The 23,314-nt window shown below is 66.0% G+C and carries 22 protein-coding genes; 11 read left to right on the top strand and 11 right to left on the bottom strand.

Annotated elements, in window-relative coordinates; genetic code table 11:
* Nucleotides 1-222: 222 nt before the first annotated feature.
* A complete protein-coding gene (locus QUS11_08910; protein MDM7993420.1) occupies nucleotides 223-1,362 on the top strand; it encodes a hypothetical protein in 1,140 nt (379 codons plus the stop codon).
* A 9-nt stretch (nucleotides 1,363-1,371) separates the two neighbouring features.
* Here QUS11_08910 and QUS11_08905 read toward each other — a convergent pair whose 3' ends face one another.
* Together QUS11_08905 and QUS11_08900 are read right to left on the bottom strand one after the other, a co-directional pair.
* A complete protein-coding gene (locus tag QUS11_08905; protein ID MDM7993419.1) occupies nucleotides 1,372-2,784 on the bottom strand; it encodes an SGNH/GDSL hydrolase family protein in 1,413 nt (470 codons plus the stop codon).
* A gap of 58 nt (nucleotides 2,785-2,842) precedes the next feature.
* A complete protein-coding gene (locus tag QUS11_08900; protein ID MDM7993418.1) occupies nucleotides 2,843-4,129 on the bottom strand; it encodes a hypothetical protein in 1,287 nt (428 codons plus the stop codon).
* A gap of 189 nt (nucleotides 4,130-4,318) precedes the next feature.
* Here QUS11_08900 and QUS11_08895 point away from each other — a divergent pair, with 189 nt between their 5' ends.
* Nucleotides 4,319-5,203, top strand: coding sequence for a DMT family transporter (locus QUS11_08895; GenBank protein MDM7993417.1), 885 nt, complete (start codon nucleotides 4,319-4,321; stop codon nucleotides 5,201-5,203).
* Complete coding sequence (locus tag QUS11_08890) at nucleotides 5,200-6,444, top strand: MFS transporter (GenBank protein MDM7993416.1); 1,245 nt, start codon at nucleotides 5,200-5,202, stop codon at nucleotides 6,442-6,444. The genes QUS11_08895 and QUS11_08890 overlap by 4 nt, the downstream gene beginning before the upstream one ends.
* Before the next feature lie 12 nt (nucleotides 6,445-6,456).
* Here the strand turns inward: QUS11_08890 and QUS11_08885 are convergent, their stop codons facing one another.
* Nucleotides 6,457-7,539 carry an HD domain-containing phosphohydrolase gene (locus QUS11_08885; protein MDM7993415.1) on the bottom strand — a complete coding sequence of 361 codons (1,083 nt, stop codon included), beginning with the start codon at nucleotides 7,537-7,539 and terminating at the stop codon, nucleotides 6,457-6,459.
* A gap of 140 nt (nucleotides 7,540-7,679) precedes the next feature.
* On the opposite strand from QUS11_08885, the gene QUS11_08880 reads away from it, so the two are divergent.
* The 4 genes from QUS11_08880 (at nucleotide 7,680) to QUS11_08865 (ending at nucleotide 12,252) form a co-directional block, all read left to right on the top strand.
* On the top strand, nucleotides 7,680-9,791 hold the full coding sequence (locus QUS11_08880) for an adenylate/guanylate cyclase domain-containing protein (protein MDM7993414.1): 2,112 nt from the start codon (nucleotides 7,680-7,682) through the stop codon (nucleotides 9,789-9,791).
* A gap of 10 nt (nucleotides 9,792-9,801) precedes the next feature.
* On the top strand, nucleotides 9,802-10,338 hold the full coding sequence (locus QUS11_08875; GenBank protein MDM7993413.1) for an SH3 domain-containing protein: 537 nt from the start codon (nucleotides 9,802-9,804) through the stop codon (nucleotides 10,336-10,338).
* Entirely contained in the window at nucleotides 10,335-11,309 is a 975-nt protein-coding gene (locus tag QUS11_08870) for a M48 family metallopeptidase (protein MDM7993412.1), read from the top strand. The genes QUS11_08875 and QUS11_08870 overlap by 4 nt, the downstream gene beginning before the upstream one ends.
* A 124-nt stretch (nucleotides 11,310-11,433) precedes the next feature.
* Entirely contained in the window at nucleotides 11,434-12,252 is an 819-nt protein-coding gene (locus tag QUS11_08865) for a glutaminyl-peptide cyclotransferase (GenBank protein MDM7993411.1), read from the top strand.
* On the opposite strand, the gene QUS11_08860 is transcribed toward QUS11_08865, so the two are convergent.
* Both QUS11_08860 and QUS11_08855 read right to left on the bottom strand, forming a co-directional pair.
* Nucleotides 12,233-13,618 carry an alpha/beta hydrolase gene (locus QUS11_08860; protein MDM7993410.1) on the bottom strand — a complete coding sequence of 462 codons (1,386 nt, stop codon included), beginning with the start codon at nucleotides 13,616-13,618 and terminating at the stop codon, nucleotides 12,233-12,235. The two genes, QUS11_08865 and QUS11_08860, sit on opposite strands and share 20 nt — an antisense overlap.
* Nucleotides 13,615-14,175, bottom strand: a complete 561-nt coding sequence (locus QUS11_08855; protein ID MDM7993409.1) for an 8-oxo-dGTP diphosphatase — start codon at nucleotides 14,173-14,175, stop codon at nucleotides 13,615-13,617. Before QUS11_08855 ends, QUS11_08860 begins: the two co-directional genes overlap by 4 nt.
* 94 nt (nucleotides 14,176-14,269) lie before the next feature.
* Here QUS11_08855 and QUS11_08850 point away from each other — a divergent pair, with 94 nt between their 5' ends.
* Both QUS11_08850 and QUS11_08845 read left to right on the top strand, forming a co-directional pair.
* Complete coding sequence (locus QUS11_08850; GenBank protein MDM7993408.1) at nucleotides 14,270-15,055, top strand: hypothetical protein; 786 nt, start codon at nucleotides 14,270-14,272, stop codon at nucleotides 15,053-15,055.
* Entirely contained in the window at nucleotides 15,045-16,043 is a 999-nt protein-coding gene (locus QUS11_08845) for a radical SAM protein (GenBank protein MDM7993407.1), read from the top strand. Before QUS11_08850 ends, QUS11_08845 begins: the two co-directional genes overlap by 11 nt.
* On the opposite strand, the gene QUS11_08840 is transcribed toward QUS11_08845, so the two are convergent.
* Complete coding sequence (locus QUS11_08840; GenBank protein ID MDM7993406.1) at nucleotides 16,018-17,103, bottom strand: hypothetical protein; 1,086 nt, start codon at nucleotides 17,101-17,103, stop codon at nucleotides 16,018-16,020. The two genes, QUS11_08845 and QUS11_08840, sit on opposite strands and share 26 nt — an antisense overlap.
* Nucleotides 17,104-17,230: 127 nt before the next feature.
* Between QUS11_08840 and QUS11_08835 the strand changes: the two genes are divergently transcribed.
* Both QUS11_08835 and QUS11_08830 read left to right on the top strand, forming a co-directional pair.
* A complete protein-coding gene (locus QUS11_08835; protein MDM7993405.1) occupies nucleotides 17,231-18,148 on the top strand; it encodes a prohibitin family protein in 918 nt (305 codons plus the stop codon).
* Between the two features lie 49 nt (nucleotides 18,149-18,197).
* On the top strand, nucleotides 18,198-18,911 hold the full coding sequence (locus QUS11_08830) for a copper homeostasis protein CutC (GenBank protein ID MDM7993404.1): 714 nt from the start codon (nucleotides 18,198-18,200) through the stop codon (nucleotides 18,909-18,911).
* Here QUS11_08830 and hypB read toward each other — a convergent pair.
* From hypB to QUS11_08805, 5 genes are read right to left on the bottom strand one after another with little or no spacing between them, the layout of a single operon-like run.
* The gene (hypB, locus tag QUS11_08825) at nucleotides 18,887-19,549 is read right to left on the bottom strand and encodes a hydrogenase nickel incorporation protein HypB (protein MDM7993403.1); all 663 of its coding nucleotides are present in this window, start codon (nucleotides 19,547-19,549) and stop codon (nucleotides 18,887-18,889) included. The two genes, QUS11_08830 and hypB, sit on opposite strands and share 25 nt — an antisense overlap.
* A complete protein-coding gene (locus tag QUS11_08820) occupies nucleotides 19,546-20,658 on the bottom strand; it encodes a hypothetical protein (protein MDM7993402.1) in 1,113 nt (370 codons plus the stop codon). The genes hypB and QUS11_08820 overlap by 4 nt, the downstream gene beginning before the upstream one ends.
* 47 nt (nucleotides 20,659-20,705) lie before the next feature.
* Nucleotides 20,706-21,179, bottom strand: a complete 474-nt coding sequence (locus tag QUS11_08815) for a hydrogenase maturation protease (GenBank protein ID MDM7993401.1) — start codon at nucleotides 21,177-21,179, stop codon at nucleotides 20,706-20,708.
* On the bottom strand, nucleotides 21,176-21,898 hold the full coding sequence (locus tag QUS11_08810) for a 4Fe-4S binding protein (protein ID MDM7993400.1): 723 nt from the start codon (nucleotides 21,896-21,898) through the stop codon (nucleotides 21,176-21,178). Before QUS11_08810 ends, QUS11_08815 begins: the two co-directional genes overlap by 4 nt.
* On the bottom strand, nucleotides 21,895-23,295 hold the full coding sequence (locus QUS11_08805; GenBank protein MDM7993399.1) for a Ni/Fe hydrogenase subunit alpha: 1,401 nt from the start codon (nucleotides 23,293-23,295) through the stop codon (nucleotides 21,895-21,897). Before QUS11_08805 ends, QUS11_08810 begins: the two co-directional genes overlap by 4 nt.
* Nucleotides 23,296-23,314: the final 19 nt, after the last annotated feature.

Raw genomic sequence — 23,314 nt, 5'->3', positions numbered from 1 at the left:
CCTCGTTGCTTCATCCTCTTTGCCCTGTGGGCTCTCCAGTCTATACTTGAACACCACAATCGCCTCGACCTCCTGGCTGCTGTTCAGGGAATGGTTAGCACCCCGATCATGCAGCCAGGAGGTCACTCCCTCCACCGGGTCTCCCCGGAGAATGTCACATCTATTCCGGCGATTGTGTCTACTCTACTAATGGCGATGACAGGTGACAGCGGCCCCGGTCCGATGAAGAGGTTCTTCGCTGCATCACTGCTGTACCTGATCCCGACGGCGATCTACGTTGCATGGAGGCTCTACTGGGTGGGATTCGAACTCGGATACTCCGAATCCACCAGCATCGGCTTCTTCATGGTCAACAACCTGGCGTCGCTCGTGAAGCTCCCGTTCTCACCCTGGCTGGATGGTATCCCTGTCAGGCTGCTTGTTCTTGCTGGCGTGGCCCTTCTGTTCTTCGCAAGAATGGGCTGGCGGACGCGGCTTCTTCTGCTCGGATTCATTGTTCTTCCTGTTCTCACTGTCCTGAATCTGCCACCCAGGAGCAACTACGCCTACGCAGCCCTCCCCGGAGCTGCACTCCTGTTCAGCGCAGGCGCGGGATCGCTGCGGGGCAGGGCGGGCCTCTGCGCAGTTTCCGTTATCCTGCTGGGCTGCTTCCTCGCAGCTCGCGACGAACTCTCGAGGTTCCGCCAGGCCGATTCCTACACCCGGTCGGTGATCGAGAGGCTCGCCGATCTTGAGCGAAGTACTGGCAACGATGCGATGATCTTCGTGAGCGGCATCCGGAGCGATGTCGCCGGATACGGCACTGTCTGGCCGGGCGCCTACATAGAGGCATTGTCCACGATCGGGGCCGAAGGTTCCGGGGTGTTCGGGGAGTCTTCGTTCTGGGAGCAGGTCTGGCCGGTAATCGATGCCGGTGGAGATCCAGAATGCCTCTTCGCCAGGTTCTCGGACGATTCGACCGATGTGCTTCCCTTCTGGCCGTCGACACGCACATGCCAGTCTCCGTGCGACTCTTCGATGTCCATCGGAAATGGAGCAATCGCTGTTTCTGACGACCTCTGGATGATGAACTCCTGCGCAACCACCGGTCGTTGCAGGCTCTTCGTCTCCGATCCCTTCGACGAAGCTTCGTGGATCGAGATATCGCCCTGTGAAATCCTTGGCGACACGACCCTGTACGACCTCGAGAGTTCGCCCGCCTGGCTTCTCTCACGGCATGCCGATGCATACATGCATGTGTCAGGGCTGGATGGCGGCACGAGCCTTCGCTTCACACGCGAACGGCTCTGGCTGGAACCCCTGCTGGAGAGGCTGGAGCAGAAGGCAGAGGCTGCATCGAACCGAGGTCTCGCCGAGATCTGAGGTTGATTGTCAGAGGGGCGTTTCCGCCCTTTCCGGCATGACTGCATGTATCGAACCCAGGTCGCGGATCAGACAGGCCAGGGAATCCGCGACGACGGCATTCCCGAACGGGTTCAGATGGCAGCCGGCGAAGTCACTGTAGCACTCCTCCCTGGTGTAGTCCAGAACGCCAGAGAGATCGATATGTTGATTCCGGGAATGCACAGCTGCCTCAACTTGATCATCTGTCAGGGTGACCAGTTCCATCCATGCTGAGTACCCCCCCGCCCGGAAGAACTCCGATCCGCACTCCAGGATTTCCTGCTCATGCGGGGTCAGTGTCTTGTCACCACAGTAGATGCAGGGTTGCCACAGAAACAGGCAGTCGAACCCGTACTGGCTGCCGAGCGATGCAGCCATGTCCATGTTCCTCGAATATACGGCATATGTGCTCTCGGCGAGGGCATGAACGTCCACTCCCATGGTCCTGTAGGTCGCGATCTCGACCGGTTCCTGCCTGAGCGTCCCATCGGTGCGTACCAGCCTCATCAGGAGTGCCAGGTTCGTGCTTTCGAAGATCAGTTTCGGCAGGTTGCTCCGGATCATCAGTATTTCGGTACCCTCGATCCTGCTCCGCAACTGGGGGAGGTTCTGGTGCTCCCCGGCCGTTCCGTTCTGATACGAACTCCACACGTCGTTGAATCCGTCGTAGAAGATGACCAGATCGGGTCTTGCGCCGTCCCGCAGCTCCATCATCAGGCATATCAGCTCCTGGGTGGAGACCCACGAGATCTGGCCGTAGTTCGATATCCTCACGGGGATGTCGAGCGATTCGTTGAACCGTCTCTGGAGCAGGGATGCGATCGTGCAGGAGTCCGGCACTCCGAGGCCCCACATCGCCGACCCGCCGAACATGAAGATCTCGTATGCATCGGGGTCCGTGCTTAGGTATGAGGTGTTCCGGAATCCGCGCTCGTCCGTCGATTCCTCTCCCTGCTGGAGCGGATCGGCCTTCCAGACCAGGTAGGAGACATAGTGCCCGAGAACAACGGAGACTTCCTCTTGGGACAGATTTGCTACCTGCTCCTTGATCGCCCGCACCGCCATCTCCCTGGGATTCCAGATCTTCATGGCCATGAGCGAGATGATCTCGATGAGGAGCAGTGCGACGAGTGTGTTCAGGAGGATGACTCCCGCAGCATTGTAGACCCGGGGGAATCTCCTGCCCAGCATGGAAGCTGCGATCAGCAGCAGCCCTGCAGCCATCATGAGGATCTGGTTCCTGCTGAATCCGCCCTGCACGCTCAGCCCGATGAGGTCGGCGGCAAGAGCGGCTGCGATCATGAGGGAACCGGAGACAGCGGCGACAGCCCTGACAAGAGAGGAGTAGCGTGCGGCATTTCCATCCCGAACTGGTTTCTCCGGTTCATGTCTTTCTGTCACAGGCGCATCTCCTGGGAGAATGCCGCAGAGTCGGCGGTTGACGACTACTGTTCCACGATCAGTACCCCAGTCCTGCGAGGATCGCACGGGCGACGGCCAGGTTGCCGTCGGCGGTCATGCAGGTTCCCGTGGGACCTGTGAAGACTATGCCCTCGAGCGAATCGAGCGATGAGGCGAGCGAGACGACGCAGGCCTCGCGGGGGTCTGCCGCCTTTATCTCCTCCGAGCAGGCTGCGAGCAGCGCCGCGAAGTCCGCCGCGCCGTGTCCGAGGTCCATCATGGCGTCGACGATGGCCTGCTCCGGGGGCGTCAGGGCCTTGCCTGTGACGAGGACGCCCGGCAGCCAGCAGAAGCGGCATTCGAAGCCGTGGATGCGCCCCAGGCCTTCGGCCATCGCGGCGTTGGCGAGGAAGACCCCGGCGGCTTCGACGCCTAGGGATTCGGGGGCGGAGCCATCCCCCGCTCCCGGCACGCCTCCGGCGCCGCCGGGGAGGAGCGGGGACACGAAGCCCCAGGTCTCGGTGGACTGCAGTGCCGCCCTCCAGGGACCGCCGCCCGCGCCCTGCCGGGGATTCGTGAAGCAGGACTCCATGATTCTCATGCAGAGATGCCCGCCGGCTCTGCCGGCGCTCCATGCCGCCGAGGCATCCTCGAAACCGCCGACGAACAGGACCAGATCCGGTTCCGCGCCCGAGCGAAGCGAAAGCATCAGATCAACCAGCGCCTGGGTGGATGTCCATCCCGGGCGCGCCCTGTTCTCGACCCTGACGGGGGACTGCCGGATAGAGTCGAGCCCCTCCTGGATGAAACACGGGATCGTGGCGGAGTCGGCGATCGAGGCGCCGAGCACGGCATCGCCTCCGTAGACGTACACGGTGAATGCGGATGGATCGGTCGAGGAGCCGGGCACGGTCCTGCAGCCCGACGCGTCGAGGATCACGCCGGGGGCGGCAGTTGCTGGATCATTACCCCATCCCGTGTAGGGTTCGTACGTGATTCCCGACGGAGCGACGCTCCAGGGCGGCTCGACATCCGGAGGGGTGCCGCCCCGGCGGGCCGGATCGAGCCTCGAGACGGCGAATGAAGCCGCCTCCAGCACGAGCACGGCCACCGCGGCCCAGGCGAACACCAGGCCGATGGCCCGGAAGAGCGAGCCGAACCTGCTGCCGAGGATGCCGTAAGTCAGAAGCCCGGTCGCCAGGATCGCAGAAATGACCCGGAACCTGCCCGTGCCCGGACCCGGGCCTAGCCCTATGCTCTCCGCGAAGACAGCGGCTGCCACAAGCCCGAGGGCTGCGGCGACGGCCGCGACCCTGGGGAATACCCCGGTTCCACCCCTCCGCATGACCCCTCCTTCAGCGGAAGACGTTCCAATATGCAAACCCGGGACCCTTGGCATAAGGGGCGCAGCGAGAGGGAGGGCCTTCGCCAGAGAAAGTTAAAGGAGTTAATGGCGTTCTGGGGGGGCGGCGCCACGGGGGGGCGGGATTCGTTATCTTCGCCCGGCCGGTTCCCTCCCTGACACAAGGAAGACATGGACGAGAAGCGCAAGGCGGCGCTGTTCCTCTCGGCGGGGACAGTGATGTGGGGCTCCACCTTCCTGGTGGCGAAGGCCCTCTTCGCGTCCATGTCCCCAGGGGTGCTGCTCGCGGCGAGGTTCATCGTCGCCGCCGCCGTCCTGGCGCCCTTCGCGGCCGCTTCGGCCAGGCGCGCGCCGTCCGGGACGCCCCCCCTCTCCCGGATAGTCATGCCCTCCATCCTGCTCGGCCTCTCCCTCCTGGGAGGGTACGCCTTCCAGCTCGCCGGGCTCCGGCAGACCGGGCCGGGCAAGTCGGCCTTCATCACCTCGCTCTACGTAGCCATAGCCCCGTTCGTCTCGTGGCCGCTCTGCGGCAGGAGGCCGCGGCTCGTCCACTTCGCCTCCGTGGGCATCGCTCTCGCCGGCGTGTGGCTCCTGGCCGACCCCTCCGGCGGCATAGGGACGGGCGACCTCCTCACGGCCGCGAGCGCTGTGTTCTGGGCCGTCGAGATCGCCCTGATCGACAGGCTGTGGATCCCCGGCCGCTCGATGGAGATAACGGCCGGGATGCTCTCGGTGGTCGCCCTCGGATCCCTCGCGCTGATCCCCGTCATGGGCGGGTTCACGATGGACCCGAACCCCGGCGCGCTCGCAGGCCTGCTGTACCTTTCGGTCTTCGCGACGAGCATGCTGATGTACTGGCAGATCCGCTGGCAGCCGAGCCTCGGCGGCGCCGTCTCCTCGCTCATCTACATCGGCGAGGCGGTCGTCGCCGCGGCCGGGGGCGCGATCCTCCTGGGCGAGAGGCTCTCCCCCGCGGGATGGATCGGCTGCGCCCTGGTGATCGCCTCCATACTGCTGGCGTTCAGCCGCGAGCTCGCGGGCGGGGGCGCACGGTGAGCACCGCGAAGAGATACCTCGATGGGCTGGGAGCCTTCTCGCGCAACGCCCGGCTCTTCATCTGGGGCGGGCTGTTCAACGGCCTGGGGATGTCCGTCTTCAGCCTGCTCTTCAATCTGTACCTCAAGGAGCAGTCGTTCACAGAGACCTCGATCGGGCAGATCCTGGCCGCGGGCTCCCTCGGGGCCGCGATCGCCGCCGTGCCGGCCGCCCTGGTGCTGGAGCGCGTGCGGACCAAGCTCGTCCTGGTCTGGTCGACAATCCTCTCGTGCGCCTGCTACGTACTGATGGTCCTGGCGGGCGACGTGCCGATGATCCGCCTCATGAGCCTCTCGGCGACCATGTTCGTCACCTTCTACAGGATCGCTTCGTCGCCCTTCCTCATGGCCGAGAGCGGAGAGGGCGAGAGGATCTACGTCTTCAGCGTGAACTCGGCCGTGGGGATGCTTTCGAGCCTGATGGGATTCCTCTTCGGCGGGATGCTCCCGGGGCTCTTCACTGTCACGGGCCTGGCCGGCAGCGCCGCAGCCGCGCAGGAGTACTCGCTCTACTTCGCCGTGGCGGCCAGCCTGCTCGCGATCATCCCCTTCTCGCGCATAGAGGGCGACTCCCCCGCTCCGCGGGCGCCCGGAGGCCTGATACACAAGCTGAAGTCCTACGACTGGAACGTGATCCGACGGCTGATGATCCCGAAGATCTTCGTGGGCCTGGGCGCGGGCCTGGTGATCCCCTTCATGAACCTGTACTTCAGGAACGAGTTCGGGCTGGATCCGCCGAGGATCGGCTTCTACTTCTCGCTGATGCAGGTGGGCCTCTTCCTGGGGATGCTCTCGGCCCCCATCCTGACCCGGAGATACGGGATGGTGGGGAGCATCGTGCTGACCGAGCTGCTCTCGGTCCCGTTCATGCTGGTGCTGGCCCTCACGAGGAACCTGGCCCTGGCGGTCTCGGCCTTCGTGATGAGGGGCATGCTTATGAACATGAACCTGCCGATATCCGCCAACTTCGAGATGGAGATCCAGAAGCCGGAGGACAGGCCCTTCACCAATGCCGTGTCGGCCATCGCCTGGAACGGGTCGATGACCCTGAGCGCGGCCGCGGGCGGCGCGATAATCGACAGGTACTCCTTCGCCTTCTCGTTCTACGTCACGATAGTCTTCTACCTGCTGTCGGCGGGTTCCTACTACCTGCTGCTGGGAAGGCGCGGAGGCGGGAGAGGGGCCGCTCCGTCCGCGGCGTGAGCCGCCCGGACTTCAGGAGTTCCGGGAGCCGCCGTACAGATAGGATTCGAGCGCCTGCACCACCGCCGGATCGAACGAGGTCCCCGCTTCCCGACGGATCGCTGCGAGCGCGTCCATCACGTTCATGGGGTCGCGGTAGTGCCTCTTGGCGGTGAGCGCCTCGAACACGTCGGCCACCGCGATGATCCTTCCCCCGAGCGAAATCGCGTCGCCCGGGAGCCCCGAAGGATAGCCCGTCCCGTCCATCCTCTCGTGGTGCTCGAGGGCGAACCTCGCCACCGATTCCAGGTCCTCCTCGAACTCTATGGCGTTCAGTATCCTCCCGGTCTGCTCCACGTGGCTCCGCATCACCTCGGTCTCGGCGGGATCGAGCGGGTCGGGCTTGCGCAGGATGGCGTCGGGCACGCCGATCTTGCCGTAGTCGTGGAGCAGGGCGGCGTACTCTATCTCCCTCACCACCCCCGCCGGCAGGCCCATGGCCCTGGAGATGCCGCCGGCATACTTCATCACGTTCCCGCTGTGGCCGGCCGTCATGGGGTCCCGCGCCTCGATCGAGTATGCGAGCGCCTGTATGAGGGATTCGAGCATGCGCCGCCTCTTCTCGTACAGGGATACGTTCTCGATAGTGACGCCCGCCTCGGCGGCCACGGCCTCCAGGAAGTCGGCATCCTCCGGCGTGAAGACGCCGCCCCGCTTGTTCACGGCCTGGAAGACTCCGGTCACTTCTCCGCGGGTGTCGCGGATCGGCACGGTGAGTGCGTTCCGCGTCGTGAACCCGGTGGAGCGGTCCACCGAGGAGTCGAAGCGCGAATCGAGCGAGACGTCCGGTGTCAGCAGCGTACTGCCCGTGCGGAGGACATGTCCGGCGAGCCCGTGGTCGGCGTCGAGCCAGATCTGCCTGTCGAGGCCTTCGGCAACCACCGACCAGAGTGCGTTCCTGGCCCTGTCGAAGATGAATACGGTGGAGCGCTCGGCGCCTATCGATTCGGATGTCTCCCTCGCCAGGAGGGTCAGGAGCGCGTCGAGGCTCCGAACCCTGTTTATGGCCTTGAGGATCCTGAATATCGAACCGAGGCGCCCTGCATCCCCGTCCATGTCCCGCCTCCCGCCCGTCCGCCCGGGCTCCTCGATTCTAGCCTTCCGCGGCTCCCGCAGGAAGAGCCGGGATCCCCGCCATCCGTTGACTTGAACGGAGGCGGAACGATAATGGCGGCAGCATCCAACCAGGAGGAATCATGGGCCTCGATCGCCGGCTCGCCAGGATCCCCTTCCCGCTGAGGCTGGTCGCGCTCGCGGCGGTCTGCGCGGTCGTGCTCCTTCCCATTTCCAGGCTCGGCTTCGTGCAGTCTCTCGAGAACCGTACGCTCGACCTGAGGTTCAAGGCCCAGCCCACGCCGCCCGATCCCTCCATCATCATCGTGACGGTCGACGGCGGATCGCTCGAGCGCCTGCCATGGCTCGGCTGGCCGTGGCCGAGGCAGCTCTACGGCGACTGCCTGGGCGTCCTCCGGCGCTGGGGCGCCAGCGTGGTGGCCTTCGATGTTCTCTACGACCTCCCGTCGCTGTACGGGACGGCCGACGACGAAGCCCTCGGCGACAGCGCGGAGGCCTTCGGGAGCGCAGTCTTCGCCGTGGCCCTGCAGAAGCGTGACGGCAGGCCGATACCCGCAAGTGCCATCATGCCCGTGGAGGGAAGCTGGCCGGGTCTCGACTCGGCGTGGACCAGCACTCCCCCGTTCGACCCCATCCTCGAGGGCGCCGCGGCCCTCGGCAACGTCTCTGCCGTCCCCGACGCCGACGGGGTGTTCAGGAGGGTGGGAGTCTTCACCGACACCCCCGACGGACCTGTTCCATGCCTCGCCCTTGCAGCGGCATGGCTCTCCGCCGGCAGGCCTCCGGTCTCCCTGGAGCCCGGCCTTCTCTCGATAGGGAACGCCCGGATACCGCTCGACGAGGACTACAGGATGATCCTCAGGTTCAGGGGGCCCACGGCCACATTCAGATACGTGCCGATAGCCGATCTGCTCGAGGCCGTCCAGGCCGAGGCCTCCGGGCAGCCATCCCCCGTCGACCCCGCGATTTTCCGCAACGCCATAGTGTTCGTCGGCTACACCGCGCCGGGTCTGTACGACCTCAAGCCCACTCCCTACTCGGCCATCTGCCCCGGGGTCGAGGTCCACGCCAATACGGCGGACAACATCCTCGCGGGCGTGGCCCTCAGGAGGCCGGGCACGCAGGTGTCCCTGGCGTGCGCTCTTGTTGTTGCTCTCCTGTGTGCCGGAGCCTTCCTCCTGGGCAGGTCGGTCCTGCTCCAGGGCGCGGCCGGCCTCGCCGTTCTCGCGGCATGGTCCGGCGCGGCATTCCTCGCATTCTCGCAGAACATCTGGCTCGAGGCGGTCTATCCGCTCTCGGCGGGAGCGGCCGCCCTCCTGGCCGGCAGCATCCTCTCGTACGGGAACGCCAACAGGCAGCGGAAGGAGATCAGGGCCGCGTTCTCCCAGTACCTTTCGCCCACGGTCGTCGAGCAGCTCTCCAGGCGCCCCGAGCTCCTGGTCCTCGGGGGCGAGCAGAAGGTCATGACGGCCTACTTCTCCGATCTCGCGGGCTTCACCTCATTCTCCGAGAAGCTCTCCCCGCCGGAGCTCGTGCACCTGCTGAACCGCTACCTGGGCATGATGACCGACACGATCCTCGAGCACGGGGGAACGCTGGACAAGTACATCGGCGACGCGATAGTCGCATTCTGGAACGCCCCCCTGCCGTGCGGGGACCATGCCGCGGCAGCCTGCAGGGCCGTGCTCGCGATGAGGGACTCGCTGGCCGATCTGAACGCTGTGCTGTCGGCCGAGGGCCTGCCCGAGCTGAAGCCCCGGACGGGGCTCAACACCGGCCTGATGACGGTGGGCAACATGGGGTCGTCGCGCAGGTTCGACTACACGATGATGGGCAGCTCGGTGAACCTCGCCTCGAGGCTCGAGGGCGTCAACAAGGCCTACCGCACCCGCATCATGGCCTCGAGGGCCACGGTGGAGGCCGCGGGCGACGGGTTCGTCTTCCGCGAGCTCGATTCCATCCGTGTGGTCGGACAGAAGACCCCCGTGGACATATTCGAGCTCCTTGGCTATCGTGGACTGGTTCCTGAAGAGACGATGCGGACAGCCGCGCTCTACGCCGAGGCCCTGGCGGTCTACCGGGCATTGGGGTTCGAGCGCGCGGCCGCCATGTTCGATTCACTCGCCGCGGCAGGGGACGGTGCGTCCTCCGTCATGGCGAAGCGTAGCGCCGAATTCGCCGGCAGATCCCCCGCGGAGGGCTGGGGCGGCGTGTTCGACATGACATCCAAGTGAGGAGTGGGGAATGGCTGTTCTGGCGCTGATGCTGGCACTGCTCGCCTCCGATACGGCCCTATCGGCCGGCGACGAGGCAACCGTGAAGGTGATGAGGCAGTATGTCTTCCCGTCGCCTGCCTTCTATGCCCAGCCCATCGCGGAGCTGGAGCTCGGGCAGGTGCTGACGGTCCTCGAAGTCGGCAACCAGTGGTTCAGGGTCTCGGTCTCGTCATCCCTGAGCGGATGGGTGCACGCCACGGCGCTGACCTCGGCTTCGGCGGGGTCGGGCTCTGTCCAGTCGGGCTCCGGTTCCGTCACCCAGGACGAGGTCACGCTCGCCGGCAGGGGCTTCAACTCCGACGTTGAGGCGCAGTACGAGAGCGACAACCCCTCTCTCGACTTCGAGGCGGTCGACAGGATCGAGGCCTTCGAGATCACCGAGGCATTCATGAACGCCTTCCTGGCCGACGGCGGGCTGGTCGACCCGGCACTGCTGCCCGAAGTCTCCGGAGAGGCGCCCCAGACTCCGCCCGCGGGCGGGACCCCGAGGGGGGGATCGAGATGACGCACCTCCTCCTGGTGCTCGGCCTCGTGGCATGGGGCCTGGACGACATCACCGACATCATCGAGAGCGATGACGCGCAGACGGCGATCGGCGTCGTGGACGCCTTCGCGCAGGCCGGGCGCGGGATATCCGACAGCGAGGAGTACTACATCGGCCGTGCGGTGGCCGCGAACATCCTGGAGACCTACACGCCGGTGGGCGGGTACCCCTTCCATTCCTATCTCAACTCCGTGGGCTCCTGGACGGCCATGAACTCGCCAAAGCCCTGCACGTACGGCGGCTGGCACTTCCAGCTCCTCGGCTCGACCGAGATCAACGCCATGGCCTGCCCCGGGGGAACGATCTTCATCACCCGGGGGCTCCTCGACCAGATCCGCGACGAGGACGAGCTCGCGTGCGTCCTGGCCCACGAGATAGCTCACGTCTGCCTCAGCCACGGCATGGGCACGGTGCAGCAGGCCCGCTGGGTGCAGGCCTTCTCTGTCGCCGGGATGGCCGGTGCCGAGAGGTTCGGCTCCCAGGAGGTCCAGGAGGCCGCCGACAGCTACGGCGACGTGACCGCAGACATCACGGAGGCTCTCGTGACCAAGGGCTACTCACGCGAGGCGGAGTCCTCTGCAGACAGCCTTGCAGCCATCATCGCCGCGAATGCAGGATACGATCCCGCCGGCCTTTCCCGGGTGCTCGGCAGGATGGCGGCCGTCTCCGGGCGCAGCGGTCCGGGCTTCTGGCAGACCCATCCCTCCCCCGAGGACAGGATGGAGGAGCTGGAGGACGTCGAAGGCGGCCAGACCCCCGGATACGAGGCCAGGAAGGCCCGGTTCGAGGAAGCCCTGGCGACCGCGGGTTCGCCTGCGGCCTACTCGGCGCCGGGCTCCCACTCCTCCTCGACGGGATCATCGGGCAGCGGCTCCAGGGGTGGCTCGAGCGGAGGCTCCTCCGGCGGGTCCTCCGGAGGAAGGTCCAGATAGCGACGGGGTCGCTCCGGCGCGAACCCTGCCGCCCATCGGTGCATATCGGGGGCTGCCGCTGCCTCATCGGTGCGGCGGTCCCCGGCCGTCCGGCGGAGAGGTCCCTCACGGGCGGCACACTGCGATGAGACCGTTCCTTCTGGGGGTCTTCGTCTCCATCCAGGCCCTGACAGCCTGCTCCTCCCCGGAGCGGGTTCCCGGTCCGGCTCCTGCAGGAAATCCGCCGGGAGTGGCCGGCCCAGGATTCGATGCATGGGTCGCCGTCATAACAGACACGCTTGAACACGACAGGACAATGTTCACGCAGGGGCTATGCTTCTACGATGGGGACATCTATGAATCTTCAGGTGGCTACGGCTCTTCGCGGCTGAGGCGGATCGCCTGGCCCTCGATGGAGATCCTGGAAGAGGTCGTTCTGCCCGACAGCCTCTTCGCCGAGGGCATCGCGATAGTCGACGACACTCTCTGCATGCTGACCTGGCGCGAGGGCACCGCCCTGCGTTTCACGGTCCCCGATCTCGCGCGGTGCGGATCCTTCTCGTACGATGGCGAGGGATGGGGCCTCGCGGCCTCCGAAAGCCTCCTATACATGAGCGACGGATCGGGGACGATCGCTCTGCGCGATCCCTCGACGTTCGTGGAGCTGGGCTCGATCGAGGTCAGGGCCGGGGGTTCGGTTGCGCCATTCCTCAACGAGCTCGAGTACCGTGACGGGGTTCTCTACGCGAACCAGTGGGGCCTGGGCACCATACTGGCCATAGACGCGGCCACCGGGCGGGTCGCCTCGATCATGGACGCCTCGGGGCTCCTCGACCCCTCCGGATGGTCGGGCGCCGACGTGCTCAACGGCATAGCCTTCGACTCGGGCGGCCGGATGATCCTCACCGGGAAGTGCTGGCCCTGGATGTTCGCCGTCGAGCCGGTCACTCCCCAGCGGAACTGATCGTCGACAGCAGAAGCGGGATGAGCCCGGGCACGAAACGCTGGTCGAGCGATGCGTACTCCTCTATCGACCCCGTGTTCGCGGCCTGGAAGAGGTGGTTCGCGCCATCCAGGACCTCCACCGCCGATCCGGCATTCCCGGCCAGCGCCCCGGCCATCGCAGGCGCGTTCACATCCGCTTCGACCTGCACGTCCAGCGAGCCGTAGACCGCGAGAACAGGGCACCTGCACGCCGCTGCATATTCCGCGGGATCGGTGGATACGAACTCGACGAACCAGGGGCTCGTGGCCGTGGTCCTGGTCTGCATCAGCGACGCAGCGACGTAGTTCTCCACATCTCCGATGGCTGCGAGTTCCTCGTCGGGCAGGGATTCGACCTGGGTCCTGATCTGCGATTCGAGGATGGAATCGAGCGCAGCGGCGCCGCTGTCGCCCGCCAGCACTGCATCCATGACGTCCCTCTGGGCGTCGACGAGCATCTGGATCCGCTCCTCGTCCTCCCCTGCCAGTCTCGAGATGTCACCGATCTGCCGGAGCAGGAGGTCGTATCCCGGCACGGCGGGCCCTGCGAGACAGATCACGAAGTCGGCGCCCGCCGTTGAGTCGAACGCGGCGATCAGGGCAACGGTGGAACCCTCGCTGTGCCCGAGGAAGCCTGTTCTGTCAGGGTCGACGCCTTCCTCGGCCTCCAGGATGCGGAGCATCGTCCTCGCATCGGCGGCCTGGATCCGGTAGGTGTTGTAGAGGGCTGCCACCGGCGAGGCTCCGTAGCCCCTGTCGTCGCACCTCATCACCGCGACCCCGTTGCACGACAGCGAATCGGCCAAGGCTCCGAGAACGCCGAATCCGGCTACGAGTTCATCCCTGCCCTGAACCCCGCTGCCGGATATCAGTACGACGCCGGGGAAGGGCCCTTCTCCCGGCGGCATGGTGATGGTGCCCGAGTAGGACCATCCCTCCGACTCGAACTCGACCTCCCGGGAAGTGTAGGGTCTCGCGCCCCCGAACGCGCGCCTGAGCTGGAAGGTGCCTTCCTGGCCCCCCTGGGTGAAGCTGCCGGAGATCGCATCGTCCGAGATGACTCCCTCGAACTCGGCCATGCCGAGGAAGGACGGCAGGGAGAAGCCGATGCTGTCGCCCTCGAGCCATACTAGGTCGAGCCCCAGGTCGAAGGCGCCCTGGACGGGGATGTCGATCGTGGCCGACAGCGAATCGGCCGGCCCCTCGATCTCGACCGAGATGTCGAGATTCTGTCCGGAGATCGATATGAAGCCGTTCCAGAGGCCGGCCGGATCCTGTGCCGCAGGTTCCGGGCCGCCGCAGGAGATAGCTGCTGCCGATACGACGAGTAGCAGTCTGCCTTTCAATTCGCCGCCTCCCGGGGATAGAAGACCACGCCGCTCGAAACGAGCCTGCCGCCGCCGTAGGCCAGCCTGCCCGAGAAGAACCGCCCGTCCTCCATCCATTTCATGAAGAGATGATCCCCCTCCCAGAGCGGGAGGGTCGGAATCCTCGAATCCTCGATCCACTCCAGCCGGCCTTCCCGGCACTCCCAGGGCTCTCCCTCCGTCGATCTGTGGGGTGAAGAGCTTTCCATCCTGCATCCATCCAACTCCAGCCGGCCTTCCCGGCAGTCACCCGGTTCTCCTGCGGGGGAGGATGCCTCGAAGAGGAACACGTACCAGTCCTCGTCGCCCTCGAAGGCGGGGAAAGTCAGGAACCCTCTCAGCACCGGCGATTCCAGGGCCAGCCCCGACTCCTCCATCACCTCGCGGATCACGCACTCCTCGGGGGTCTCCCCCGGCTCCATCTTGCCTCCGAGGCCGTTCCACTTGCCCCGGTGCGGATCGCCCGGGATCCTGTCCCGGAACATCATGAGCGTGCGGCCGTTGCGGCGTATGTAGCAGAGAGTGCCGATCTTCAACCCAACCGCCCTTCGGGAAAGTCCCCCGAACATAGTCCGGGCGGGGCTCCGCGGAAAAGGTGACCCGGCCCCTCCGTCCGGCGATATTCGCCCCATGCTCGATTCCATCCGACCGGCCGGCCTTTTCCTGATCCCCGGAGCCCTGCCCGCGGCGGCAGGCACTGCCATCACGTCAACGGACTCCTGCCTCCCCGCTGCGAAGGAATCCGTAATCGCGGAGATCCTCAGCTCGCAGGAATGGAACGACCTGCGGGCCGCGTGGGGGGAGATGACCGCCATCGGGCAGCCTGACTCGTCGGAATGGTTCCGGGGTGTGCTGGAAGACTCCGAGGGCGCACGATTCAGGGCCGGAGTCGAATCCTGCTTCGACCGGCTCTCGGAGGCCGATTCCCCTGTCTCCGGCGAGATGGCCGTCGTGCGGAGGCTCTTCATGCTCCGGCTCCGCACGCTGATGTACGGCTCGAGGAGCATGTACACCCGGATGATCGCCCCCGCCGTGCAGATGGAGTCCGAGCAGGCCTTCATCTCCTTCGAGAACCGCCTCGATGCGGTGGAGGAGATGAGGTCGCGGGGTCTGATGGGAACGGTCGAAGCTGCGGATGCCGCGAGGGCCGCCCTCGAGATCGGCATCGCCGCGCTGCTCCTCGACACGATGTCTGCTCCGCGCCTCTACATCTGGAGCTACGACGAGCCGGGGACGAGGCCCGCATGGGAACTCGTCCAGATACGGCTCTCAGAGATAAGGTCCTTCGCGGATACTTCCGCGGCCGGGTTGGAAGGCTGCCGGATCGCTTCGGAAGCCGTTACGTCAGCCGACAGCATCATCGGCATGCTCCCCGGGATCGGCCTGCTGCTCTCCGACCTGATCTGTGCCCGCTAGCCCGGCGACGGACTGGTTCGTCCTCGAATCGACGCCCCTGTGCAACCTCGGGTGCAGGTACTGCTGCAACCCGTGGAGCGCCAGGGACGCAGCCCCTCCACCTGCCGATCCCGCGACGGCCTTCCGCGCCGCGGAACGAATGGCTTCGATTCCTGCCAGAGGAGTCACAGTGTCGGGGGGAGAACCATGCCTGAGGGACGACCTGTCACTGCTCGTCGGCATCCTCGCCCGTTCCGTCCCGGAAGTGCATCTCGCGACCAACGGCACCCTGCTGGACGGAAGTGCGGCCGGCTCCCTCGCCGGTTCGGGGCTGGCCGCCTTCCAGATATCCCTCCCCGCGGCGCGTCCTCCGACATTCGAAGGCCTTTGCGGGTGCGGCTCGATCGACAGGGTGCTCCGGGGCATCTCGGCAGCGGCCTCCACAGGACTCCCGGTGTCGGCGGCCCTGCCCCTCTGCTCGCCCAACTGGGCCGAGACCGGTGATGTCCTGAGGCTGGCATTCGCATCGGGAGCCTCATCGTTCCAGATCATCCCCCTGGCCCCGGGCGGAAGGGCCTCGGGAGCATGGTCCGAACTCCGCCCATCCCGCGACATGATCCGCGGCGCACTCGACATGGCCGTGGAGGGGGCTTCGGTCGCCGGCATCCCGGTCTACACCGGCATCCCGATCAGAGGATGCTCGATGGGAGGATCGCTTCCCGAGGGTCTCGTCAACACGGGATGCACCGGGGCAGGCCCGAAATGGGCGGTGGACCCGTGGGGCAGGCTCAGGCCGTGCGAGCAGGTGCCGCTTACGCTCGGGGATTTCCTGGCGGAGAGCTTCGGATCCATGGCGTCGTCGCAGGCGGCACTCGAGTTCAGAGCCCTGCCGCAGTCCTGCCGGGGATGCGGCGAGGCCGCGGCATGCAGGGGAGGCTGCAGGGCCGCGGCCCCGGAGGAACATCAGCGCCATGGCGCGGGGGTCAGGGGTTCACCGACACCCCCATGATCAGTTCCGTGGTGGATTCGTCGATCCTGTCGGAATCCTCGTCGGGGATGTACCTGCCGTAGACCTGGCTGGTCATCCAGTGGACGGCGGCGGACAGGTCGAAAACCCCCATGTGCTGGTCGGCGCCCAGCGAGAATCCCATTCCAGAGCCGGCCTCCGAAGGGTAGTCGGAGAAGGAGACGCCCGATAGGATGGTCGTGCTCTGGGTGATCGGGAACTCGATCATCAGCCTTCCCGCATAGTCGTTCCTTGCCAGCGGCGAGGAAAGGTCGGCTTCGAAGCCCACCCGGGTGTTCTGCAGATGCGGGGCGCGGAACCTGAAACCACCGCTCAGAACCGGATCCAGGCATTCTCCGCCGGCGGAATAGCTGACACCGAGGGTCGCGATGTCGGTCACCTTCATCAGCCCGGCCCTGAACGCGAGTTCGGACACCTCCGTGTCGAGATAGAGGACCGAGTCCACGAGCCCCGAGAAATAGTCGTACCTGACGTAGTCGAGCGAGACCGTTCCCGTTCTCAGCCCCGCGGACAGCCCGGCGGAATAGCCGTCGAACGGGCCGCACGAGACTCCCGCAACCGCATCCCACTGCACTCCCGAACCGTAGAGGATCTCCTGGGCATAGCTCTCGCCGGTGAGCTCGTCGATGCAGAACCGGGTTCCGGCGTAGTCGGCGTCGGCCACGGCCATGAGGCCGGCTCCGACGGTCAGAGAGCCGCCCAGCGGCATGGTGCCCGCGATGCACCTCATTCCCATGGCGCTCTCGGATCTCAGCTTGCTCTCTATGCCGTACCTGTGGGTCTCCTTCCAGCTGAGCGCCCCCGCCCCGGTCGAAGCGGTAAGGCCGTCCAGGTACGACATGCCCGAAGGATTGAGGAACAAGGCGAAGGCGTCATGATTGTGCGTGGAGACGGCCCCGCCGAGTGCCGCAGAGTAGGCTCCGGACCCGGACATAGGCGTGCCGCCCTGGAACGAATCGAGGTACCCGTAGGAAAAGGCCTGTGTCGGCAACAGCATCGAGGTCGCCGAGAGGACAACGCAGAAGGGAAGCCTGTGAGACATCCGTCCTCCTTGGGGTGTTTTCCGATATCTAATGCACGGAGGCTCCTGAGGGAATGGGCGGCATGGCCCCGGTTCCGTCCGTGGAGTAGAATCGGCGCAGTGGTGCCGACACTCGAACGGAGGGGTGATGTTCCTTTTCATACTCGCGATGATCCTCGTCCTGATCGGGCTCGCACTGTTCATGGGCGGTTCCGGGACCCGCAAGGGCGACGACAGGGTGATAAGGGCCTACGGGACCGACAGATCGCCGCTCCGCAAGCTCGGCGGGCTGGCGCTCGTCGTGGGTCTGGCCCTTCTCCTGATGTCCTGCTTCGTGATGATCCCCTCGGGACACGTGGGGGTGGTCACGATCGCAGGGCAGGTCAGGATGACCTCGATACCCGAGGGCCTGCACACCAAGATCCCCTGGTCGGACATCCACCTGATGTCCATCCGCAGGCAGTCCGAATCCATGTCGATGAACGCGTCCACCTCCACCGGCGTCACCGTCGACATCCAGATGAGCCTCGTCTACAGGCTCGACCCCCGGATGGCCCCGACCATCTACCAGACGGTGGGGTCGGACTACTACGCGATCCTGATCGAACCGTTCATCAACAGGACGGCCAAGAACATCCTCGCCATGTACAACCCGGAGGCGCTCTACACCCTCGACAGGGCCGGGGTCAACACGCAGATAGAGGACAGCCTCACGACACTGCTGGCCCCGCTCGGCATCATCGTCGAACAGGCCCCGATAGAGAACATCGACCTGCCCCAGACTCTCCGGGACGCGATAGTGGCCAAGCAGGAGGCCGAGCAGGAGGCCCTCCGGATGGAGTATGTCATCCAGGCCCAGGTGCTCGAATCCGAGAGGATGCGGATAGAGGCGCAGGGCATAGCGGACTACCAGAGCATAGTATCGACCGGTCTGACCGATGATCTGCTGTCCTGGAAGGCGATAGAGGTCACGGGCGAGCTGGCCCAGTCCGACAACAGCGTCTTCGTCATCGTGGGCGACACCGAAAACGGCCTGCCCATGATCTATCAGCCCCCTGCGCGCTGAGAGGGACTGCTCGATCCGGCAGGAGGCAGCAGCGGTCGCGGGTGGCGGCATGGGCATCGGTATCGGTATCGAGGTGGCCGCAGGATCGGTACCCGATGCCCTTTCCGCGGCATCCTGCGGCGCCGGCCGGATAGAGTTCTGCTCGCGCCTCTCGTGCGGAGGCGTAACTCCCTCGATGTCAGACGTGCGCAGGGTCCTGCGGGAGGCCGGCATTCCCGTGGTCGTCCTGGTCAGGCCGCGGCCGGGCGGCTTCGTGTACTCCCCCGGAGAGATCGCCACGACCGTCCGGAGCATCCGCGAATGCGCATCCCGGGGGGTTTCCGGGATCGCGACAGGGGCGCTCGACGAATTCTCGGGCATCGACGGGAAGGCGGTATCGGCCCTGGTGGGCGCGGCCGGATGCGTGCCGGTGGTGTTCCACAGGGCCTTCGACCGTGTGCCCGACAAGCCGGCAGCCCTCGAGATGCTCATCGACCTGGGGGTGTCGAGGGTCCTCACCTCGGGCGGCCCGCCGGCCGCGGCCGACGGGGCGGGCACGATAGCCGCGCTGGTGGAGCAGGCCGGAGGGCGGATCGAAATCCTGCCGGGAGGCGGGATCGGATCGCAGAATGCTGCGGCGCTGGCCGGACTGACGGGATGGATCCACGGATCCTTCTCGGATCGCCGGGGCGTATCGGGCGAACCGGTGTTCGATCCTGTTGAGTTCGGGCGGGTGCTCAGCGCCCTGGGGCGCTCCCCTCAGGCGCCCCACAGCGACCTGTAGCGCTCCTCCAGGAACCCGGCCAGTTCGTCCATCCCCTCGCCCGTGAGGGCGCTGACTTCTATCGTCTTGACGCCGGGGTTTATGCTCCTGCACTCCATGGCGGCGCGTGCCGTGTCGAACCCCAGATGGGGTGCGAGGTCCTTCTTGGTCAGCAGGAGGAGGTCGATCCTGCTGAACAGGGACGGATACTTCAGCACCTTGTCGTCGCCCTCGGGAAGGGACAGCAGTCCGGCCCTCAACCTCTCGCCCAGGTCGTAGGAGCTCGGACAGATCAGGTTGCCCACGTTCTCGACGACGAGGAAGCGCTCGACGCCCTTCGAGAGCCGGAGCCCCTGCAGGGCCGAGCCGACCGATGCCGCATCGAGGTGGCAGGCTCCCCCGGTCTCGATCTGCCATGCCTTGACACCCTTGTCCAGTATCCGCTCGGCATCCCTGCGGGTGCTCACGTCACCCTCTATCACGGCCAGCTTCGGGCCGAACCTGCCGGCCAGAGCCTCGAGGAGGGTCGTCTTGCCCGACCCGGGCGAGCTCATCAGGTTGATGCCCAGGATCTCGAGGCCGTCGAGCAGGCTCCTGTTGCGGGAGGCGATCAGATCGTTCTTCTCGGATACGCTCCTGCCGATGCGCCGGATCGTCATGATCCCGCCACCATCCTTCCCGGAACCGGCCTGTCGCCGCTCCCGATCAGGGCCGCGGCCACCGCTGCGGCCTGGCCGGCCGATACGGCCCCGTCGCCCATCGGGAGGTCCGTGCAGTACAGGACCTCCAGCCCTTCGTCCGAAAGCAGCCTGCGAACGGCGCTGAACAGGAGCGCATTGGCCCAGCAGCCCCCGGAAAGAGCCACGGGCATCCGACGCCCCCCGAGGGCGATCAAGGCTGCTCCTGCAAGAGCCCGTGCGAATCCGTTGTGGAACATGGCCGCCCTGGCCGGGACGGGAATCCGGTCGTCGAGGAGCCCCCGGATCGCCCCGGACGGATCGATAACGCAGTCATCGCCCACATCCATGTCGAAGTGGCCCTTCTCTCCAGGATCGGCGGCGGACTCGATCATCCTGGCGGCCTCCGCCTGCTTGGCCACGCGCGCCGGAGAGACGCCGAGGATGTATGCAGCAGCGTCGAACAGGCGGCCCGCGCTCGAAGTCATGGGAGAGAGGCTCCTGGACCGGATCACCTGATCGAGCTCCGGCCAGTCGTGTCCGAGGCCCGCCGCCGCAAGATGCGCGGCAGCCATCCTCCTCGGCTCCATCACGGCGGCGCTCCCGCCGGGCATGGGGACATTCCTGAGATGTCCCCTCCTGTGAAAACCCGACAGACTGCCATCGAGGATCTCACATCCCCAGACCGTCCCATCGGTGCCGTAACCGGTCCCGTCGAGGATCAGTCCGAGGGCCTCGTCTCCGGGCCGCATCCCGCATTCGAGCAGTACGGCGCACAGATGCGCGAAATGGTGCTGGACGAGGTAGACCGGCCAGCCCCGCTCCGCAGCCAGTTCCTCGGCCATCGCCCTCGATCCGTATCCGGGGTGGAGATCGGCTGCGACGACGGCACCGCCTGCGGGGCACAGGTCCAGAAGGTCACGGAGCCCTTCTCTCCGGGCATTCGCTGACTCCGGGCCTCCCGGATCGCCGGACGGTCCTCCCACCAGCACCGAAGCATCCCGCATGAGTGCGAAGGATGCCGCCTGATCCGCTCCCGCAGCTGCGACGGGGACCGGGGTCGAAAAACCTGCTCCGACCGCCTTCGTCACGACGAAACGCGGACGTCCGGCATCGGAACTCCCCGCATTCCCCGGCCTCATCGAGCGAGGATCTCGCGGGCGAGCGATCCCGCCAGTCTCTCTGCAGCTTCGGCCACCGCCGGCGAGAGCCCCTCCCCCAGTATGGTCGGGGGGTCTATCGCGATGCCCCGTATCTCCCAGGAAGGGAAGACCTTCACCAGTCCCAGGGGTTCGAGCCTGGCCATGAGCGTGCCGATGTCGGTCTGATGGAAGGAGGGGGCGAACGCCCGCCTCGCGGAGACCGAACGGATCAGCCTCCCCGGCGGCGATGCCGCCACTGCGTCGAGGAAGATGATGTGATCGGCCTCGCCCAGGAGATCCGTCACATCGAGGAGGTCTCCCTCGATGCGGACCAGGAGCACTCCCGGGGGACGCTCGTCCCCCAGGAGCGCTTCGAGCGCCTCGAGGACCCTGATCCCCGCCCCGTCGTCGCCGGCCAGAGTGTTCCCGATGCCCGCGACAGCGAGCCTCGAAGCCCCTGCGGGGATCACTCCTTCCTGATCACCTTGATCTCGTACGCGCAGGTGTCGCCGGGCGAGGTCTTCTCCAGCTTCAGCCTCACACCGGAGAGCTTCGCGAGGTAACCCGCCAGGTAGTTGTAGAAGAGCACGCACAGGTCGCCCCCGAGCTCCAGCCCCTCGCGCCTGCAGAGATCCCTTATGAAGCATGTCCCGGCGGTTATCTTCAGGCTCTCGGCCCCGTCATACGCGGCCTTGAGGTCCCACGTCGGCGCGAGCTGCCCCACCACCATCGCGAGCGCTTCCTTGAAGTCGGCCGGCACATGATACCTCGGGAGGTGCGTCGCGAGTGTCCTGCCGGCCATGGTGCCCACCGCGGGCAGGCTGCCGCCCAGGGTCTGCCTGAACACGGAAGCCACCGACAGCAGCCGTATTCCGAGGTCGCCCACCGCCTGCCTGCGGATACCTGCATCATCGGGGAAGTTTATCCCCCCCGCTGCGTCAGCGGTCTTCTGCGAGAGCTCCACTGCGCCCGGATCGTAGTAGTGGTTCTCGGAGTGCACCGCTCCCTCGTGTACGATCGCCGTAGCGGGGCATATCTCGGAACAGCTCAGGCAGCCGAAGCACTCCTTCGGCTTCTTGACGACCGGCCGGGCCTTCTTCTCGTCGAATTCGAACACCTTCGTCGGACAGACCTCCACGCAGAGCGAGCAGCCGACGCAGGCATCATCGTCGATCCTTATGTCTATCATGCCCGCTCCTCCCTCCGGGTCACGCTGCGGACGAGCCTGCCGCGATGCCTTATCTCGATCTCGAGGGGCATCCTCCCGGCGGCATGGGTCGCGCAGGCCAGGCAGGGATCGTAGCACCGGAGGGCGAATTCGACCCCGTTCATCAGCTTCTCGTCGTCCTTCCCGCCGATGAGGTGCTCCGCCATCCCGGTGATCGACTTGTCGATGGCGTCGTAGTTGCCCTGCGTGGCGACTATCAGGTTCGCGGCGGAGATCCTCCCCGCGTCGTCGGCCGTGTAGTCGTGTATCAGGATGCCCCTCGGCGCCTCCACCATGCCGATGTATCTGCCCGGGCCGGGGTGCAGCTCGATGCGGATCGGGCCGTCGCCCAGCTCGCTCCCGGCTATCGCGGCCATCCTCTCGGCGGTATGCACGGACTCCACGAGGCGGGCCTCGAGGTTGTCGAGGGTGGAGTTCCGGGGCCTGCTCCGGAATGCGCCCAGGAGCGCGGTGGCCTTCGGGGTCGAGAAGCCGTCGTTGACCAGCATCCTCGCCAGGGGGCCCACGAAGAGGTTCTTCTCCGGGTTCCCGCCGAGGGTGATCGACTTCATGTAGGAGTCGTCCAGAACGTGTTCGACCAGGTTGTCGGCGTATTCACGGGCGGTGAAGGACCTCTCCTGGCTGCCGTCGCGGTTCCTCACGACGCACGGTGCGTTCCAGTACGCCACCTTCCCGCCGTTGCTGAGAGCCGCCGGCAGGAAGTCGAGCACCGCAGGCCCGCGCAGTTCGTCGAGATCCGCCAGCCTGGCCATGAAGAGAGGGGTCAGCTCCTCGATGATGCCCAAGGCTTCGCCGCCCCATGCCGCTATCGAGGCGAGCTCCTCCTTCGACGGTCTGCTGGCCAGCCCCCCGGGGATGGAGGTCACGGGGTGCACCCCCCTGCCGCCGACGATCTCGACGGTCTTCTGGCCGATGCTCCTGAGTCGGAGGACCTTCCTTATGGCTTCCGGTTCGAGCTTGAGGAGGGCGAACACGTTCCGCTGCTCCGGCTTCGCACCTATGCCGCCCAGCACGTCCGGCCCCGTGAGCACGAAAGTGCTGAGGGCGTGGGAGTGCAGGATGTGGCCCATGTACATCAGTTCGCGCAGCAGTTCGGCATCCCTGGGGATCTTCGCCCCGAGTCCGGTCTCGATCGCATTCACGGACGCGATATGGTGCGCGGCGGGGCAGACCCCGCAGATCCTGCCCGTGATCAGGGGCATCTTGAAGAGCTCCATGCCCTCGAGGAGCTTCTCGAAACCCCTTATCTCGAGGACCTGCAGATGGCCCCTGACCACGCGGCCCGCGTCGTCCGTATCGAGGACGATGCGGGCATGCCCCTCGATCCTCGTGACCGGATCGACCACTATCTTCTTCATATCTCAGTCTCCCATGTGA

This window comes from Candidatus Fermentibacter sp., assembly GCA_030373045.1.
Classification (GTDB): Bacteria; Fermentibacterota; Fermentibacteria; order Fermentibacterales; family Fermentibacteraceae; genus Fermentibacter.
The sequence above is the reverse complement of the archived record's forward strand: the minus strand, read 5'-3'. Positions and strand labels throughout refer to the sequence as shown.